At 47.3% G+C, this 17,267-nt stretch carries 16 protein-coding genes and 5 tRNA genes; 15 read left to right on the top strand and 6 right to left on the bottom strand.

From position 1 onward, the window contains the following. Position 1: 1 nt before the first annotated feature. The gene (gene hemA, locus RJ32_RS06190) at positions 2-1,273 is read right to left on the bottom strand and encodes a glutamyl-tRNA reductase (protein ID WP_011234177.1); all 1,272 of its coding nucleotides are present in this window, start codon (positions 1,271-1,273) and stop codon (positions 2-4) included. Positions 1,274-1,405: 132 nt separating this feature from the next. Here hemA and lolB point away from each other — a divergent pair, with 132 nt between their 5' ends. From lolB to ychF, 6 genes are all read left to right on the top strand, one after another. Further along, positions 1,406-2,032, top strand: coding sequence for a lipoprotein insertase outer membrane protein LolB (gene lolB, locus RJ32_RS06185; protein WP_034820245.1), 627 nt, complete (start codon positions 1,406-1,408; stop codon positions 2,030-2,032). Next, positions 2,023-2,883, top strand: a complete 861-nt coding sequence (gene ispE / locus RJ32_RS14745) for a 4-(cytidine 5'-diphospho)-2-C-methyl-D-erythritol kinase (protein WP_034820242.1) — start codon at positions 2,023-2,025, stop codon at positions 2,881-2,883. The genes lolB and ispE overlap by 10 nt, the downstream gene beginning before the upstream one ends. A gap of 15 nt (positions 2,884-2,898) precedes the next feature. Next, positions 2,899-3,846 carry a ribose-phosphate pyrophosphokinase gene (locus RJ32_RS14740; protein ID WP_016341307.1) on the top strand — a complete coding sequence of 316 codons (948 nt, stop codon included), beginning with the start codon at positions 2,899-2,901 and terminating at the stop codon, positions 3,844-3,846. A gap of 138 nt (positions 3,847-3,984) precedes the next feature. Continuing rightward, on the top strand, positions 3,985-4,650 hold the full coding sequence (locus RJ32_RS06170; RefSeq protein WP_034820239.1) for a 50S ribosomal protein L25/general stress protein Ctc: 666 nt from the start codon (positions 3,985-3,987) through the stop codon (positions 4,648-4,650). A 14-nt stretch (positions 4,651-4,664) separates the two neighbouring features. Next, complete coding sequence (pth, locus tag RJ32_RS14735; protein ID WP_034820237.1) at positions 4,665-5,261, top strand: aminoacyl-tRNA hydrolase; 597 nt, start codon at positions 4,665-4,667, stop codon at positions 5,259-5,261. Positions 5,262-5,267: 6 nt separating this feature from the next. Then, positions 5,268-6,359: a redox-regulated ATPase YchF gene (gene ychF / locus RJ32_RS14730; protein WP_034820234.1), complete on the top strand. Its 1,092-nt coding sequence runs from the start codon at positions 5,268-5,270 to the stop codon at positions 6,357-6,359. A 46-nt stretch (positions 6,360-6,405) separates the two neighbouring features. On the opposite strand, the gene RJ32_RS06155 is transcribed toward ychF, so the two are convergent. Genes RJ32_RS06155 through RJ32_RS06140 form a run of 4 tightly spaced genes read right to left on the bottom strand, consistent with a single transcriptional unit; the run spans position 6,406 to position 10,631 of the window. After that, entirely contained in the window at positions 6,406-6,813 is a 408-nt protein-coding gene (locus tag RJ32_RS06155; RefSeq protein ID WP_034820232.1) for a group 1 truncated hemoglobin, read from the bottom strand. A gap of 9 nt (positions 6,814-6,822) precedes the next feature. Next, complete coding sequence (locus RJ32_RS06150; RefSeq protein ID WP_034820230.1) at positions 6,823-7,677, bottom strand: DUF3034 family protein; 855 nt, start codon at positions 7,675-7,677, stop codon at positions 6,823-6,825. Between the two features lie 6 nt (positions 7,678-7,683). After that, positions 7,684-9,975: an EAL domain-containing protein gene (locus RJ32_RS06145; RefSeq protein WP_034820228.1), complete on the bottom strand. Its 2,292-nt coding sequence runs from the start codon at positions 9,973-9,975 to the stop codon at positions 7,684-7,686. Then, positions 9,975-10,631, bottom strand: a complete 657-nt coding sequence (locus RJ32_RS06140; protein ID WP_034820226.1) for a methylamine utilization protein — start codon at positions 10,629-10,631, stop codon at positions 9,975-9,977. The genes RJ32_RS06145 and RJ32_RS06140 overlap by 1 nt, the downstream gene beginning before the upstream one ends. A gap of 197 nt (positions 10,632-10,828) precedes the next feature. Here RJ32_RS06140 and RJ32_RS06135 point away from each other — a divergent pair, with 197 nt between their 5' ends. The 7 genes from RJ32_RS06135 to RJ32_RS06105 all read left to right on the top strand — a co-directional run bounded on the left by RJ32_RS06135 (position 10,829) and on the right by RJ32_RS06105 (position 13,538). Next, positions 10,829-12,211, top strand: coding sequence for a lyase family protein (locus tag RJ32_RS06135; RefSeq protein WP_034820224.1), 1,383 nt, complete (start codon positions 10,829-10,831; stop codon positions 12,209-12,211). Between the two features lie 24 nt (positions 12,212-12,235). Continuing rightward, positions 12,236-12,904: an SDR family oxidoreductase gene (locus RJ32_RS06130; protein ID WP_034820222.1), complete on the top strand. Its 669-nt coding sequence runs from the start codon at positions 12,236-12,238 to the stop codon at positions 12,902-12,904. Positions 12,905-13,048: 144 nt separating this feature from the next. Then, a tRNA-Met gene (locus RJ32_RS06125) sits at positions 13,049-13,125 on the top strand. A gap of 19 nt (positions 13,126-13,144) precedes the next feature. After that, positions 13,145-13,229: transfer RNA gene (locus RJ32_RS06120), tRNA-Leu, on the top strand. 21 nt (positions 13,230-13,250) lie between these two features. After that, positions 13,251-13,325, top strand: a tRNA-Gln gene (locus RJ32_RS06115). Between the two features lie 37 nt (positions 13,326-13,362). Further along, positions 13,363-13,437: transfer RNA gene (locus tag RJ32_RS06110), tRNA-Gln, on the top strand. Between the two features lie 14 nt (positions 13,438-13,451). Continuing rightward, positions 13,452-13,538: transfer RNA gene (locus tag RJ32_RS06105), tRNA-Leu, on the top strand. 76 nt (positions 13,539-13,614) lie between these two features. Here the strand turns inward: RJ32_RS06105 and RJ32_RS06100 are convergent. Then, entirely contained in the window at positions 13,615-14,757 is a 1,143-nt protein-coding gene (locus RJ32_RS06100) for an FAD-dependent oxidoreductase (RefSeq protein WP_034820220.1), read from the bottom strand. A 106-nt stretch (positions 14,758-14,863) separates the two neighbouring features. On the opposite strand from RJ32_RS06100, the gene RJ32_RS06095 reads away from it, so the two are divergent. Then, positions 14,864-15,733, top strand: coding sequence for a DMT family transporter (locus tag RJ32_RS06095; protein WP_034820218.1), 870 nt, complete (start codon positions 14,864-14,866; stop codon positions 15,731-15,733). A 79-nt stretch (positions 15,734-15,812) separates the two neighbouring features. After that, positions 15,813-17,252: a tRNA (N6-isopentenyl adenosine(37)-C2)-methylthiotransferase MiaB gene (gene miaB, locus RJ32_RS06090; protein ID WP_034820215.1), complete on the top strand. Its 1,440-nt coding sequence runs from the start codon at positions 15,813-15,815 to the stop codon at positions 17,250-17,252. The last annotated feature ends 15 nt before the right edge of the window (positions 17,253-17,267 follow it).

Below are 17,267 nucleotides of genomic sequence, written 5' to 3'. Positions count from 1 at the left end.
TTTATTTGCCTTTTGATGAGTCAGAGGATGGCTCTGACCAAAGTTGTTGCAAAACGGCCAGCGTATATTGGTCATTATTTTCGCCGGCAGATTTCAATAAGCTTGTCGGTTTATGCGTTAATTGCTGCACCAGCCTGTGGCTGAATCGTTGCAGCACTTCGGCCGGGTCTTTGCCCTGCTCTATTTGCGCTAATGCTTTTTTTAACTGCTCGTCAGCTAGTGTTTTTGTGTGCGTACGGTACTCCCGCACCAGCTCGACACTGTTCAGCGACTTCAGCCAGTCATTAAACTCTTTCGTTTGCTGCTGAATAATAACCTGAGCTTCACGAGCGGCCTGCTCACGGTTACGGATATTCTCACTAATAATACTTTGTAGATCGTCAACGGTATAAAGGTAAGCATCATCGAGTTCATTAACCTGCTCTTCAATGTCTCGTGGCACAGCTAAGTCAATTAACAGCATGGGTCTGTGCCGACGCTTTTTCAGTGCTTTTTCAATGCTGCCTTTGCCCACAATAGGCAAAGTACTGGCGGTTGAACTGACGACAATATCGGCCTGAGGCAATAACTCTGATAACTCAGACAAACTGTGAGCCGTTGCGCCGACACGTTCAGCCATTTCGCTAGCCCTTTGCAAAGTCCGGTTTGCCACCAGAATTTCGGTTACGCCTTGCTGCTTTAAATGCTGAGCAACCAGCTCGGAAGTATCACCGGCTCCAATCAGCAGCACCTTCGACTTCTGTAAATTAGCGAAAATATGACGCGCCATAGAAACCGCAGCATAAGCAACCGAAACCGCGTTTTGACCTACCGCGGTTTCATTTCTAACGGTTTTTGCTACACGAAAGGTCTGCTGAAATAAGCGTTCAAGGATACCGCCGACAGAGGCCTGACGTTTCGCGGCCTGATACGCTTGTTTTACCTGCCCCAGAATTTGTGGCTCGCCAAGTACCAGCGAGTCTAAACCACTGGCGACTGACATAAGGTGGGTAATGGCCTGCTCGCCCTGGAAGTGATAATGATGATTTTCCAGCGCATTTGGGGCCAATTTGTGGAAACCGGTTAACCAGCCCAGGAGCAAGTCACCAGACACTTCCCCCCGGCAATATAGCTCGGTTCGGTTACAGGTAGAGACGATAACGGCTTCTTCAACACCTTGAAGATTACGCACGGCCTGCAGCGCAGCATCAAGCTGTTCAGCACTAAACGCAACTTGCTCGCGCAAATCGACTGATGCGGTTTTATGATTAATTCCGAGAGCTGAAATGGTCATCTGACTGTGAAACTCGTTATCCCAACGCGGCCAAAATCTAAGTTGCCCGATTGTACGTGAAAGCCTTAGTCATTGAAAGTGACAGCGCTTTCTGGTCAACTAATTACATTCCGATTGCAGCAATTGAAAAATATGATTCAACGCCGACTATTCTGGGTTTACCTGGTTGTTATAACATCGTTAACCGGGTGCGCGCTGCCGACGCCATCAGAGCAAGCAAGCAGTACCGAAGTTAATCAACGTATTATTGACGCTCATCAACAAAAGCTGGAGCAGCTACAACAATGGTCACTAAGTGGTCGCATGGCTGTTATTCAGAAAAACAATAAGGAAAGGGACAGCTTTTACATTAACTGGCGTTACCAGCCTCACCAGCAAATCATTCGTTTCTCTCATCCGCTAAAAGGCCAACTGGCTAAACTGACCGTCGATGACAGCGGCGCTTTGTTGACTGACTCCGATGACCAGGAACGCTGGGCTCCTTCAGCAGACGCTTTATTATACCGTCTGCTGGGCGCGGCTGTTCCCTTTGAAGAGTTACACAACTGGGTTCTGGGCAGAAAAACGAGCTCACTAAAGTCTGTGAGTTATCATAAAGATGGAACCTTAGCTCAGTCGACGATATTCCATCAGGGTCAAAACTGGCAGCTCAGTTGGTTCTATGATCAGGACAAAGTACAAATAGTAACCTTACCGGAACAGATCCACCTGGAAAGTCCTGAGCTACAGATAAAGGTGCAAGTGAACGAATGGCAGTAAACACCTTAACGCTCCCAGCTCCGGCGAAACTTAATCTGTTTTTGCATATCGTTGGGCGCCGCGCCGACGGGTACCACAATTTACAGACCGTTTTTCAATTTCTGGATTACGCTGACACCCTGAAGTTCTATACCACCTACGACAACCAGTTTGATTTAATTGACTGCAACAGCCAAATTCCCCGCGACGAGAATTTAGTCTGGAAGGCGTTAACAGCGCTAAAAAAAGCCTATGAAGAAAAAGGCATGACGCAACTGCCTGGCTGCTCGATTGAATTAATTAAGAGGCTTCCTCAGGGAGCCGGACTAGGTGGAGGTTCATCTAATGCTGCAACCGCGCTGGTGGGGCTGAATCAGCTTTGGGGCAGTCATTTAAATAGCACAGAACTACAGGCAATAGGTCGCAAACTTGGTGCAGACGTGCCCGTATTTATTCATGGACATGCCTGTTTTGCTGAAGGTATCGGCGATGTATTCACTAATATAACACCGCCTACTCCCTGGTATTTGGTAGTTAAACCCAATGTTTCTATCAGTACGGCTGCGCTGTTTTCTCACCCTAAACTACAACGCAACTGCTCGCCGGTTACCGCGGAAAACTGGCAACAGCAAAAAGTCGCGAATGTGTTTGAACCGGTGGTCTGCGATCTACACACCGAAGTTGCTATGTTGCGCCGTGCCTTGCTAGAATACGCCCCGACTCGGCTCACTGGCAGTGGAGCATGTCTTTTTTCAACATTTGAGACAAGACAAGCCGCAAAGGAAGCGCAACAGCAGGTTCCCAAAGAACTTTGCTCATTTATCGCTCAAGGCCAGAACCGTTCACCACTTATCCAGACATTAACCCAATAAAAGTCGAGGTATGTTGTGCCTGACATGAAACTTTTCGCCGGCAACGCCACTCCTGAGCTAGCCCAGAAAATCGCCGATCGCCTATATATCAAACTTGGTGAAGCTTCCGTTGGTCGCTTTAGTGACGGCGAAATTAGCGTCGCCATTAATGAAAACGTCCGCGGTTCCGACGTCTTTATTCTTCAATCTACTTGTGCCCCCACCAATGACAACTTAATGGAACTCATTGTTATGGTGGACGCTTTACGTCGTGCCTCAGCTGGTCGTATTACTGCAGTGATGCCTTATTTTGGTTACGCTCGTCAGGATCGTCGCGTTCGTTCAGCTCGTGTTCCTATTACGGCTAAAGTTGTTGCCGATTTCTTATCCAGTGTTGGTGTTGACCGTGTACTGACTGTCGACTTACACGCGGAACAAATTCAGGGCTTTTTTGACGTACCTGTCGATAACGTTTTTGGTACTCCGGTATTGTTAGAACACATGCGTCAGCAAAACTTCGACCATCCGGTTGTAGTCTCTCCTGATATTGGTGGTGTTGTACGTGCCCGTGCTTTTGCCAAGCTTATGGACGACACCGATTTAGCCATCATTGATAAGCGCCGTCCGTCAGCCAACGTATCGCAGGTTATGCACATAATAGGTGATGTTAAAGGCCGTGACTGCATTATTGTCGATGACATGATTGATACTGGCGGAACGCTTTGCAAAGCCGCAGAAGCACTGAAGTCTCACGGTGCAAAGCGTGTGTTTGCTTACGCTACTCACCCGGTATTTTCCGGCAATGCGGTGCAAAACATTAAAGACTCTGAAATTGACGAATTTATCGTTACCGACAGTGTTCCGCTGAGCGATGCGATGAAAGCCACGGGTAAAGTTACTCAGTTAACCTTGTCCGGTATGCTTTCAGAAGCACTGCGCCGCGTTAGTAATGAAGAATCTATTTCAGCAATGTTCGATTACTGATTGTTGTAATTATTCCTGCCCAGTGCTAGTATTGCGCGCCCTTAGAAACCGGCCTCGTTGTCGGTTTCTAAGTTTCTGGGTCAGCTCTTGGTCGCGAGTGCTGACAAATAAAAACTTTAAACATTGAGAGGCCAAATCATGGCTGAATTAGATTTTAACATCCAAGCTACCGTCCGCACGGACAAAGGGAAAGGTGCGAGCCGCCGCCTGCGTCATGAGGACAAAGTACCAGCGATTTTATACGGTGGTCAGGGCGAGCCAATCGCATTAGCGTTAGACCACAACAAAGTGAATAACATGGCCGACTACGAAGCCTTTTATTCGCACATTTTGACGCTGGAATTTGATGGTAAGAAACATCAGGCAATTCTGAAAGACATGCAGCGTCACCCGTACAAGCCTAAATTGACTCACCTGGATTTCCAGCGTGTAGAAAAAGGCCACAAGCTGCACACTAACTTACCTCTGCACTTCTTAAATGAAACAACTGCTAAGGGCGTTAAAGAAGAAGGCGGTGTAGTTGTTCACCACGTGAACGACGTGGAAATTACTGTATTACCGAAAGACTTACCAGAATATCTGGAAGTTGATATTGCTGAACTCAGCGTTGGTGACACTATTCACCTAACTGACTTAAAACTGCCTAAAGGCGTTGAGTTAGTTGAACTGACCAAAGGTGAAGACCACGACCAGGCGGTTGTGTCTATTACTGCTCCTCGCGTCGAGAAAGAAGAGACCGAAGAAGATACAGTAGCACCTGGCGACGTTCCTGCTGAAAACAGCAAAGACGCTGACGAAGAATAAGTCAGTCTCCTGTTATGGGAACTGAAGTAAAACTACTTGTGGGCCTGGGAAATCCGGGCCCCGAGTATGAACGAACTCGCCACAACGCTGGTTTCTGGTTAGTCGATGACTTTTGCAGACGCCACGCGATTACGCTCTCCCCTGATGCAAAAAGCAAAGCTCTTATTGGACGCTGGCAACAAGGCGCTCATGACCTGCGTATTGTATTACCACAAAATTTTATGAACCGTAGTGGCTTCTCTGTTGCGGCTCTGGCTAACTTTTATAAAATACCGGCTAACGAAATTTTAGTGGCATACGATGAGCTCGATTTACCACCCGGCGTTGCTAAATTTAAAAAAGGCGGAGGTGCCGGCGGGCATAACGGAATTAAAGACATTATTGCTCAGACAGGCAGCCAGGACTTTATGCGGTTACGCATTGGTATTGGCCACCCGGGCGATAAAACAAAAGTAACTGGCTTTGTCTTAGGCAAAGCTTCAGCAAACGAACAGCGGCTTATTGATGACTGTATCGATGAAGCCAGCCGCAGTATCGACACATTAATGGCGGAAGGCTGGGGAACTGCGTTGCAGCGCCTGCATAGCTACCGCCCTGAACAGAAAGGCTAAACTCTCATGGGATTTCGATGTGGTATCGTTGGTTTACCTAACGTAGGTAAATCCACTCTCTTCAACGCACTGACCAAAGCAGGCATTGAAGCTGCAAACTTTCCATTTTGTACCATCGAACCAAACACTGGCGTTGTGCCTGTTCCTGATCCTCGTCTTGATAAGCTAGCCGCTATTGTTAACCCGGAACGCGTTATTCCAACAACCATGGAGTTTGTGGATATCGCCGGGCTAGTTAAAGGTGCTTCAAAAGGCGAAGGCTTAGGTAACCAGTTTTTAGCAAACATTCGTGAAACTGACGCTATTGGCCATGTTGTTCGCTGTTTTGAAGACGACAACATAGTGCATGTCAGCGGTGGTATCGACCCGGCCGATGACATTGACACCATTAACACCGAGCTGGCATTGGCCGATTTAGACTCAGTTGATAAGTCTCTGTACCGCTTAAGTAAAAAAGCTAAAGGTGGGGATTCACAAGCTAAAGCCGAAATTGCTGTGCTGGAAAAGCTGAAACCGGCATTGGACGAAGGCAAAATGGCTCGTTCTGTTGAGCTAAGCAAAGATGAGCGTGCCACTATTCGTTCATACAACTTGCTGACTTTAAAGCCGACTATGTACATTGCTAATGTCAACGAAGACGGCTTTGAAAATAACCCTCATCTTGACAAAGTTCGTGAAATTGCCGCAACCGAGAATGCGGTAGTCGTTCCGGTATGTGCCGCTATTGAGTCAGAAATTGCCGAGCTGGATGAAGCGGATAAAGAAGAGTTCCTGAGCGAACTGGGTCAGGAAGAACCTGGCCTGAACCGCGTTATTCGTGGCGGTTACGAACTATTAAACCTGCACACCTACTTCACTGCCGGCGTAAAAGAAGTTCGCGCATGGACAGTTAAAGTGGGTTCAACTGCACCGCAGGCAGCCGGACGCATCCACACCGACTTCGAGAAAGGCTTTATTCGTGCCGAAATCGTTGGTTATGACGACTATATAGCTAACAACGGTGAACAAGGCGCAAAAGATGCCGGTAAATGGCGTCTGGAAGGGAAAGAGTACATTGTGAAAGACGGCGATGTCATTCACTTCCGCTTTAACGTTTAAATACCAATTAATGGCTCGCTCTCAGCGAGCCATTTTTTTTCATCCATTACTCTTCAACAATATCGCTATGCATTGGCGCCAGCACGCCCAATAACTGATTCTGCGCTGAAACCGGAACATTCTCCTTTTCCATTGCGGCAATCAAGTGTTCCACTAAAGCATTAAAATCCGCATTGTCGACGCCCATATTACGATGGGAAGTTTTCATATCCTCACCACTGTAATCACAAGGGCCGCCACTTAAATCACACACTTGCTCGCTGATGAGCTTATGTACGCGCATAATATCAACACCATCAAAGTGATGCGCAATACGCTCGTCACCGCCGACCCGATAAAGCATTTCTTCAACAATAGTCTCTATGCCCTGCTGTTCACCCAGTTGCTGATACAAGCTCTGAGCAAAACTCAGTGGCGAAAACAACAAGGCCACCAATAACAAAACGGTTTTCATAGTCTCTCCTTAAAAAGCTGCCTGAACAGACAAATACCAACCAGTTTGGTCGTCCAGTCCCGCAATGGAGCCCAGATCGGTGTAGGCTCCAACGACAGATACATGTTTGTTCGGGAAATACGCAACAAAAAGATCTTTCCAATCCTGCTCTTCCGCAAAGCTTAAGTTATCCGGTTTCTGTCGGTACTCAACGCCTACAGCCCAATAACGATTAATAAAAGCAGCTACGGAAGCTTCAGCCAGCCACTCGCGGCTTTTCTCTTTATCGCCGCCAAAGCCCAGTAACCCCAGTTGATTTGCTTTACTTGAACGTAATGTCAGATTAGCAACCCAGGTACGGTGGAAAGGTCCGTCCAGCCATGCTTTTGCTGCACTGACATACCAGTCGGTGCCGCTGTCATCCTGAGAGCCTACCGCCGCTGGCAACTCATAATCGTTGTTCTTCTTATGTTGTAAACCCAGGCTTATTTGCGGCAAGTCACCATAAATTAAGTCTCCTGCCAAACGTACTTTTGCACCCACAATACTTTGGCTCAGTTCACCGCCAATGGTCGACAGGTCAAAGGTTTGCTCCGCATACGACAGCTCAATACGGTTATTCCAGCTGAAACTGGCGCCCTGAACACTTAAGCGAAAATCATCAACAGACACTTCACTCAAGTTAACCGTCGCGCCAAACTGGCCTTCACCGGCATAACTGCTTAACGTAGCCCAGGGCACAATGCCTCCGCCACCAGAGCCTTCAAGACTACTGGTACCGCCGGTTGCCAGTAATCGTGTTCCCTGATCCGCTGCCGCAGATGGGGCTACAGCTAAAGCACAGGTCAGCAAAAAACCGCCACCATATAAACACTTGTTCATCATTCGTTATCATCCATTGGTTTCATGGTTATTTAAGTAATCTATAAAGCCTGAAATTGGTAAGGGTTTGCTAAAGAAATAGCCTTGCAACTCATCGCAATGCATCGACTGCAACACTCTCCAGCTATCCTCATTTTCCACACCTTCTGCAACGACACGAAGACCTAACTCGTGAGCTAAGTGTATGGTTGAACGAACAATAGATTTGTCCTTAGACTCCTCGCTCAAATGCTGCACAAAGGCCCGGTCTACTTTCAATTCCTCTACTGGTAAACGCCGCAATTGTGCCAATGAGGAGTGACCGGTACCGTAGTCATCAATTGATATTGAAAACCCAAGACGCTTCAATGTTTCCAGCCGGGCAATGGCTTTTTCCGGGTCTTTCATTACCGCACTTTCTGTAATTTCCAGTACCAGTAATTTTGGCAACTCAGGAAAATCAATAATGAGTTGTTCAAACAGCAAGGGTAAGGCGTCGCTCAATAAGTCGACGGTTGACAAATTGATGCTCAATTTTAAAGTTCGCCCCTGCTCATGCCAGCTCTGAAGCAGTTTGGCCGACTCTCTGCACACCCAGTTGGTCAACTCTGTAATGGCTCCGGATTGCTCTGCTAACGGAATAAATTCATCCGGTCCGACAAATCCGAGCTTATCACTTTGCCATCTCAACAATACCTCAGCCCCCACCAATGAACCCGTCTGGCAATTAATTTTAGGTTGCAGTACAAGATGTAGCTCCTTATCCGCTACTGCGTCTTTAAGGGACTCGATAATTTGCAGGCGCCGCATGTATTGTTCGTCCAACCCACTTTTATATTCAACATAAAAGCTCTTCTGGAGTTTGGACTGCTGAACACTGACTTGCGCGCGACGAATAAGTAAGTCGACCTCGTTGCCATGCCCAGGAAAATAAACAACACCGATATTAAAGGCCAGCCGATAATCACTGTCGCCGACTTTAAAAGGCGTATCAAGAAAAGAGTGAAGCTCTTTAATTTTGTTGTCGAGATCGAATTCGGACTTATCAGAAGCGTATAAAACAGCAAATTCGTCGCCACCGATGCGAGCCAATAATTCAGCGTTGCCACAACACCACTTCAGCCGGGCAGATAACTGACGCAGGATGTCATCACCGATTTCCTGCCCCACACTGTCGTTGAGAACTCTGAATTGATGAATATTCAACAATAACAGGCATCCGGAGCTGGTATTGCCATCTAAACGGTACTGTAACTGCTCACGGAAAAACGAACGATTCGGTAAATCGGTTAAATGGTCATGAGATGCCTGATAAGAAATTCTTTTTTCACGTTCGGAAATAGCCTTGCGCATGCTGCCAAAGGTATTCGCCAGCTCTCCGAACTCATCATCGTTCAGCGACAGTTCAGACTCACTGTAGTCACCTTGCTGTAATTTTCTAGCGGCTCCCGATAACTGTTGTAACGGACGGGAAACACCTCTGGCTATAATCGCCGCTAAAAGTATCGCTATAACCAGAGCAACAATTGCAATTAAAGCAATTTGCCAATGCAGCCGCGTGAATTCAGCAGCCGCAGTTTCAAGTGACGTTGTTAATGCCACGTGGACAGCATCATCGGAACCGGCATCCAGCACCACCTCACTCCCCGCCAGTTCCTGATTTAACAACCAGTTATCAAGAGTATGGTCGTCTTTATTCAGCGCTTTCGCAAACGAAGACACTTGCCGTGCAGCCAGACTGGAAGCAATGACTTTTCCTGAGTTCTCCAGCCACAGGGTGATATCAGCATTAGCCAGATTTTTTAATTCTTCTGCTAAACCCGAATCCACTTCAAAACCTAAGGTTGCCCAGGCAATAAGATTTGGAGCATGAACCGGTACTGTAACCAGTTGAAACAGTTCTTCTTCGACAACCGCCAGTTCGCTGTTCGAACCTGCCCCACTATGGTTAATGCGTAGCTGATCAAAAGCATGAGATGATGCAATTTCTTCGCCTTCGGGAGTTTGCAGCACCATCAACTCAGCTTCAATACGTTCACCGTAGTTAACCAAAGCTGACACTATGGTTTCCCGATCTTTTGAAGCCACCGCGCGTTTAAACCCAAAATCATCGGTAAGGACTTCTGCCGCTTGCAGCAATTGAGCGCTACGACTATCCAGAAGCTCCCGGAAGACTCTCTCACTAACGCTAAGCTCACGCTCAATTGAGCGATCTAACTGATTTTCTGTAGCGACCCAAACCGCAGCCAAAGCAACCAACAAAGCGCCAGCTACAAGTCCTGCAAGGATGAAAATTAAACGGGTTCTGAACCGTGTTATCATCAATTCCCTCTGCGATTAAATCGCTGTTCCAGCCGCGAGGGCTCTTTATCTTCCCGCACCGGCGGTGATACTTGCACCTGCCCGGTCAGCTTCCCTGAATCTGAGGTTAATTGCACGTTCTGTGCTTTAGACAGTTCATCCCCCATCCAATAGTGCCACACCCTGATTTCGGCGGGAGCTGAATTTTCTTCCACCTTAAGCTCAACAATACCCTGCTCATTCGTTACCGCAATATCGTATTCGTCACTTACCAGCACATAGGCAACCATTTGGTCGTGGATATTACAACCCAGAGTCACTATGCCTGCTTTATCAAAATTAACGCTTGGCTTTTCTTTATCTGAATAAAGTTTTAACTCAAAATTCTTAGCCTCAGAGAAAGAGTAAACATGATGTCGAATGTTATCACTGTTAGGAAACACAACGTCGGTGCCCGGCTCTACTGCGCTAACCGTGGGCGTAAATTGCTTGTTCACCTGGTCAACTACCGCCGACTGCCCAGTCACTTTGACAGGCGGCTTTTCCCTCTCAATTAACAGTGCAGCATTTGCCAACGGCTGACCATCTGCGGCCAAAATCTCAACCTGCACGGTATCTGCGACCACGCTTTGAACCGCAAATACCGTGAAAAAAACACCAACAAAAAGTCGCTTCACACAAAGTCCCCCACAAAATCACCATTAAGCTCGCGCACATCAGTCAACCGTAACCGAAAAAACGAAACTGCGCTATGATTGAAGTACGTATTAATGATCCACTATGGTTCATTGTTGGTACTTGAAATACATAAGTATCGACAAACAAATTTAGACACTAAGCTATTACTCTTAGCTTGAGGACAGGAGGGATATTTATGAGTCAGGATTATCGCACAGAGAAGGACAGTATGGGCGAGGTCAAAGTCCCCCAAAAAGCACTTTACGCTGCACAAACACAGCGTGCCGTTGATAACTTTTCCATTAGTGGGCTAACCTTACCCACTCAACTGATACAAGCCATAGCAATGGTTAAAGCGAGTGCCGCCGGAGCAAACGCTAAAATTGGTCAGTTAGAAAAGGAACAGGCTGACGCCATTATTAAAGCGGCTAAAGAAATCATTAACGGTCATCACTTAGAGCACTTCCCTATTGATGTGTTCCAGACCGGTTCAGGTACCAGTTCCAATATGAATGTGAACGAGGTTATTGCCAATTTAGCTAAGCAAAGCGGTGTTGAAATTCACCCCAATGACCATGTGAACCAAAGCCAGTCGAGCAACGATGTTATACCTACCGCTATTCAGGTGGCGAGTGTACTGGCTGTAGAAAAACAGTTAACACCAGCTTTAAAAGGCCTTATTGATACTATTCGCAGTAAAGCCATTGAGTTACGCAATGTGGTAAAAACCGGCAGAACCCATTTAATGGATGCCATGCCAATGACCATGGCGCAAGAACTTGAAGCCTGGGCTGGTCAGTTGGACATAACTGCTGAACAGCTTCCACAGTTATTACAGCGCAGCCGAATTCTTCCGCAGGGCGGTACAGCAATAGGCACAGGAATAAATGCCCCTAAAGAATTTGCAGCTGAGTTTGCCGAACAGTTGACTGAGCTTAGCGGCAGTGACTTTAAACACTCAGCGAACCCTTTTACGGGTATTGCCGGACAGGAAATCAATTTACAACTCTCGGCACAACTGAATACGCTGGCGACGACCTTACTCAAAGTCAGTAACGACTTACGCTGGATGAACAGTGGACCACTGGCGGGCTTAGGCGAAATTCAGCTAACCGCATTACAGCCCGGAAGCAGTATTATGCCGGGTAAAGTGAACCCGGTCATTCCGGAAGCTGTAGCTATGGTTGCCGCTCAGGTTAATGGTAACCACACCACAATTACGACAGCTGCCCAGCAAGGCAACTTCCAGCTAAACGTTATGCTGCCAGTTATTGGCTACAACTTACTACAGTCCATTAATATACTCAGTAACAGTTGTGACGCTCTGGCAACTAAAGCTATTGCCGACTTCGAGGTCAATGAAGAGCGGCTGCAACAAGCTTTAGCGAAAAACCCTATTCTGGTAACAGCTCTTAACCCGGTCATTGGCTACAATAAAGCCGCTGAAATTGCCAAAGTAGCGTACAAAGATGGACGAGCCATTATCGATGTCGCTGATGAGATGACCGACCTAGGTCGTGACCGGCTTGAGCAGTTGCTGGACCCGAAAAAACTAACTGAAGGTGGCGTTAGCGAATAACGCCTCTGGTATTTGGAGTACAAAATGAGTCAACAACAGGTTTTAATTACCGGTGCTAACCGGGGAATTGGCTACGAATTTGCCCGGCAGTATGCCGAACAAGGCCACAAAGTTTTCGCCGTTTGCCGCAACAGTTCAAAGCAATTAACTGAGCTGGACGTTGAAATTATTGAGGGCATTGATGTCACCAAAGCCTCCGATTTACTGCGTCTTTCCGAGACCATCGGCGATAAAAAGATTGATATCTTAATTAATAACGCAGGGCTTCTGCATAAAGACGTATTAGGTGAAATTGACGCTGGTAATATACGGGCTCAGTTTGAAGTCAACGCGTTAGCGCCGCTAAGAGTCACCGAAGCGCTACTAAAGAATTTAAAGAAAGGCAGTAAGGTTGCCTTGATTACCAGCCGTATGGGATCCATTGGAGATAATGGTTCAGGAAGCCGCTACGGTTACAGAATGTCAAAGGCGGCATTGAATGCGGCCGGGAAATCCCTTGCGCTGGACTTAAAAGAACATGGAATTCCCGTGGTATTACTCCATCCGGGTTTTGTACAAACCGATATGGTGAATCATGCCGGAGATATTCCTGCAGAAACTGCAGCGGAACGCTTAATGCAACGTATTGAGGAATTAAGCTTAGATACCACCGGACAGTTTTTTCATAGTAACGGAGAAAGCCTGCCTTGGTGATTTGCTGCCTTTTTAAGCAAATCACTGTTTTTTTGCTCAAACGCGCCCGTTAATATCGTTTTTTCTCAAAAATAGGTTGACGGGCTGCGGAGCGATTTGCATAATACGCGCCGCACTCACAGAGAGCGGTAAGTAAAAAGGTATGGCTACGTAGCTCAGCTGGTTAGAGCACAGCACTCATAATGCTGGGGTCGCAAGTTCGAATCTCGCCGTAGCCACCAACCTTTAACTGATCATGATGCGGACGTGGTGGAATTGGTAGACACGCTGGATTTAGGTTCCAGTGCCTCACGGCGTGAGAGTTCAAGTCTCTCCGTCCGCACCAACTCTCAGAGCCAGCTAAAATTGGGGCATAGCCAAGCGGTAAGGCAGCGGGTTTTGATCCCGCGATTCCCAGGTTCGATCCCTGGTGCCCCAGCCATTAGTTGTTTCCAAAAGTGATTGCCATCTTAGTAGGATGGGGCATAGCCAAGCGGTAAGGCAGCGGGTTTTGATCCCGCGATTCCCAGGTTCGATCCCTGGTGCCCCAGCCATACTAACTACTGTTGCGGTGGTGGCGGAATTGGTAGACGCGCTAGCTTCAGGTGCTAGTGTCCGTAAGGACGTGGGGGTTCAAGTCCCCCCCTCCGCACCACTTTATTCGAGTATAATTTTACTCAGATAAAAGTGGAAAACAGAAAGGCCACCATAAGGTGGTTTTTTTGCGCCTGTTATTCGCCCACAGCCTGCTTTAACAACCAACGCTTCACCCACGGCAAAGCCGCTACTTTCAAGGATGCTGCTGTTGCAAACTGCATAACTGGATTACGACTACGCCAGCCTAACTGTATAGCATCCATCATCCGCATCATTTTCGCATTTTCGCCTTTCCGGCTCGTTTCATACTGCCCCAAAGCTACGCCTGGAGTATTTTTCCGTAGTACCTCAACCAAACAGCGAACATCGGCAAACCCCAGGTTAACGCCCTGCCCGGCCATTGGATGAATACTGTGAGCAGCATCGCCTAATAAAACAATAGAGTCTTCTTTGACGTAGTGCGCAGCATGTTTTCTCTGCAGCGCAAAACTGGCACTTTTAAGTACCCGGAAATTACCGATATGGGGAGAAAAGGTCTCACGCAAATAAGCTTCAAAACCCGCCTTGTCTTTCTGCAGAGAATTGATGTCGTCACGTAAACCGTAGTCTATAAGGCAGGCTTGTTGCTCGGTCAGCGGTAGCAAAGCATAAGGCCCCTGAGGGCGAAAAACTTCCCAGGTTTCGGGTTCTATTGGCTTTTCCAGACTGACATTAGCTAATAAGCAACGTTGGTCATAGTCCCAGCCCCGATAATGAAAACCGGCAAGCTGCGCCACTTTAGAATTGGCTCCGTCACAGCCCAACAACAGATCATAGCTGAGCGCATCGCCCTGACTTAAAACCACCGTTTTTGTTCCAGTATTGAGTTTATCGAGCGTTTCGCCTTCTCGTAAATCAACGTTCTTAAGAGAGCGCAGTTTTGTCCATAGCGCCAGCTGCAAAGCATTATTTTCGACCATAACGCCAAGTTTGGATAAGCCCGCTTCATTCGCCTGAAAGCTCAGGTTATGGCCACTTTGCGATGTTACGCTCAGTTTCTGATAATCGAAAACCCGCTGCTGACGCACACAAACGCCAATACCTAAATCCAGTAACCATTCCCAATTGCTGTTATTCACAGACGATATGCGTAAATCCCAGTCAGGGTCTGTACTGCAGTCATCTCCTGGAGGAAAGGGTTCAAGTAAGGTCACATTTGCACCTTGCTGCGCTAATGCTAGTGCGGCCGCAGCACCGACCATTCCGCCGCCATTTATCAATACTGATAGCTGTTTCATCTACCGCGCCCTCACTCCTTACATTCCTGCTAGCCCTTATAAATAACACATCTCATGGTGAATTTCCGTTATCATAGTCAATAAGACGATGTTCAGAGTGTTTTTTATGCAAGCTAGGGAAAGTTCACAAAAAGCGGTCATTATTGCTTCTCTGCTTATTTTAAGTGCCGAAGCCAGTTTTGCAGGTGTAAGTGCCCTGGTTAAATACATCAGTCAGGATCAACCTTTCGAGCAATTGGTCTTTTTCCGCAATCTGATGGCCTTTCTCGTTCTTCTTCCCTGGTTATGGCGAAAAGGTCTTGGCAACTTAAAAACAGAACGTCTGAAGCTGCATCTTATTCGTGGCGCTGCGGGCATAGCTGCTATGTACCTGTTTTTCTACGCCATTGCCACAATTCCACTGGCGCAGGCCACTCTGGTTCTGTTGTTGTCCCCCTTTTTAATTCCGGTTATTGGCTGGCTTTGGCTACGCGACTATGTTGCCAGACAAACCTGGCTGGCTATTGGACTGGGGTTTATTGGTGTCTTTATTTTTCTCGACCCTATAAACAGCGAACTTTCGCCTGTCATCGGCTTAGCCTTTTTAGCCGCCGCATTAGCAGCCTTCACCAAAACTGTTATTCGCCGTATGTCGGACACCGAATCGACAAGTAAAATCGTATTCTACTTTTCCACACTAGCCACCATTGCTTCTGGGCTTCCTCTGTTGTGGTTATGGCAACCTATTCCAACGCAACACTGGTTGGGCGTTATTGTTATGGGCCTGCTGGCAGTTTATGGGCAATTGGCTATGACCAAAGCTTTTTCCATCGCTCCACCGGCAAAGGTTGGGGTGTTTACTTATAGCTCAGTTTTGTTCGCCGCATTACTCGGCTACTGGTTATTTGGAGAGGAACTTGCCTGGCACATGTTGTGGGGCGCGTTAATCATTGTTGTTGCAGGCTATTTTGCCATACGGACACGGCGCAAAAGTTAATCATTTCAAACTTGGCAATCTGCTCCAATACGCGATAAAATAAGCGCCTTATACGAAATCCATCAACCATCGAGTGGTCATGAGTAAGAAGTTATATATCAAAACCTGGGGTTGCCAGATGAACGAGTACGATTCTGCAAAAATGGCAGAATTGCTCCACTCAACCCACGGCTACGATGTTGCCGAAGAAGCCGAAGATGCCGATCTCATTCTGTTGAACACCTGTTCCATCCGCGAAAAGGCGCAGGAGAAGGTTTTTCACCAATTAGGTCGCTGGAAAAATCTGAAAAAGAGCAACCCTAATTTATTAATTGGTGTTGGCGGCTGTGTTGCTTCTCAGGAAGGCAATGAAATTCGCGCCCGCGCGCCTTTTGTCGATATTATCTTTGGTCCTCAGACTCTGCACCGCTTACCAGAAATGGTTAATCAGGTCAGCGAGACTCATGCACCTATGGTTGACGTCTCTTTTCCTGAAATTGAAAAGTTTGACCGTTTAGCCGAGCCTAAAGCAGACGGTGCCAGTGCCTTTGTCTCTATTATGGAAGGCTGCAGCAAGTATTGCTCATTCTGTGTTGTGCCCTACACGCGCGGCGAAGAGGTCAGTCGCCCGGTGGATGATGTCATTTATGAAATTGCACAACTGGCGGAACAAGGCGTTCGTGAAGTGAACCTGTTAGGACAAAACGTTAACGCCTATCGCGGTGAGCATTACGACGGCGAAGTGTGCCGCTTTGCTGAACTGCTGCACCTGGTTGCGGCAATTGATGGTATTGATCGCATTCGCTATACCACATCACATCCGGTTGAATTCACAGACGACATTACCGAAGCCTATAAGACCATTCCGGAGCTGGTCAGTCATTTACACTTACCAGTACAAAGTGGTTCAGACCGGATATTAACCATGATGAAGCGTGGTCACACGGCACTGGAATACAAATCGAAAATTCGTGCCTTGAAAAAAGCGCGTCCTGATATCGCCATGTCATCCGACTTTATCATCGGTTTCCCCGGTGAAAGCGATGCCGATTTTGAAGCAACCATGGATCTTATCCAGAGCATTGACTTCGACATGAGCTTCAGCTTTATTTATAGTGCTCGCCCGGGAACGCCAGCGGCTGATTTACCTGACGACATTAGTGAAGAAACCAAAAAGCAGCGGCTGCAGCTTTTACAGCAACGTTTGAACCAACAGTCTATGGCGCACGCTCGTCGTATGCTGGAAACGGAACAACGCATTCTGGTTACCGGGCCATCGAAAAAGAACCCGATGGAACTTACCGGACGCACTGAAAACAATCGGGTTGTAAATTTCGTTGGTCAACCCCATATGATTGGACAGTTCGTTGATGTACGTATTACCGAAGTTCTTCCTAACTCGCTACGCGGTGAGTTAATTCGGGAAGAAGCCGATATGGGGCTTCGTGTAGATACGGCACCAGAAATTATTTTGCAAAGAGGAAAGTCGAGCGAGCCAGATGAATTAGGCGTTGCTCGAATGCCTCGACAAGCCAGTTAAGTAAAGAGGAAACGA

It is taken from the genome of Idiomarina sp. 28-8 (genome assembly GCF_000320945.2).
In the GTDB taxonomy this organism is placed as follows: domain Bacteria; phylum Pseudomonadota; class Gammaproteobacteria; order Enterobacterales; family Alteromonadaceae; genus Idiomarina; species Idiomarina loihiensis.
This window is presented reverse-complemented; position numbering and strand designations above follow the sequence as displayed.

Excerpts from the sequence above, each read along its gene's own strand:
- hemA (WP_011234177.1), bottom strand. The coding sequence starts at position 1,273 with ATGACCATTTCAGCTCTCGGAATTAATCATAAAACCGCATCAGTCGAT.
- lolB (WP_034820245.1), top strand. The coding sequence starts at position 1,406 with ATGATTCAACGCCGACTATTCTGGGTTTACCTGGTTGTTATAACATCG.
- ispE (WP_034820242.1), top strand. The coding sequence starts at position 2,023 with ATGGCAGTAAACACCTTAACGCTCCCAGCTCCGGCGAAACTTAATCTG.
- RJ32_RS06170 (WP_034820239.1), top strand. The coding sequence starts at position 3,985 with ATGGCTGAATTAGATTTTAACATCCAAGCTACCGTCCGCACGGACAAA.
- pth (WP_034820237.1), top strand. The coding sequence starts at position 4,665 with ATGGGAACTGAAGTAAAACTACTTGTGGGCCTGGGAAATCCGGGCCCC.
- ychF (WP_034820234.1), top strand. The coding sequence starts at position 5,268 with ATGGGATTTCGATGTGGTATCGTTGGTTTACCTAACGTAGGTAAATCC.
- RJ32_RS06155 (WP_034820232.1), bottom strand. The coding sequence starts at position 6,813 with ATGAAAACCGTTTTGTTATTGGTGGCCTTGTTGTTTTCGCCACTGAGT.
- RJ32_RS06150 (WP_034820230.1), bottom strand. The coding sequence starts at position 7,677 with ATGATGAACAAGTGTTTATATGGTGGCGGTTTTTTGCTGACCTGTGCT.
- RJ32_RS06145 (WP_034820228.1), bottom strand. The coding sequence starts at position 9,975 with ATGATAACACGGTTCAGAACCCGTTTAATTTTCATCCTTGCAGGACTT.
- RJ32_RS06135 (WP_034820224.1), top strand. The coding sequence starts at position 10,829 with ATGAGTCAGGATTATCGCACAGAGAAGGACAGTATGGGCGAGGTCAAA.
- RJ32_RS06130 (WP_034820222.1), top strand. The coding sequence starts at position 12,236 with ATGAGTCAACAACAGGTTTTAATTACCGGTGCTAACCGGGGAATTGGC.
- RJ32_RS06100 (WP_034820220.1), bottom strand. The coding sequence starts at position 14,757 with ATGAAACAGCTATCAGTATTGATAAATGGCGGCGGAATGGTCGGTGCT.
- RJ32_RS06095 (WP_034820218.1), top strand. The coding sequence starts at position 14,864 with ATGCAAGCTAGGGAAAGTTCACAAAAAGCGGTCATTATTGCTTCTCTG.
- miaB (WP_034820215.1), top strand. The coding sequence starts at position 15,813 with ATGAGTAAGAAGTTATATATCAAAACCTGGGGTTGCCAGATGAACGAG.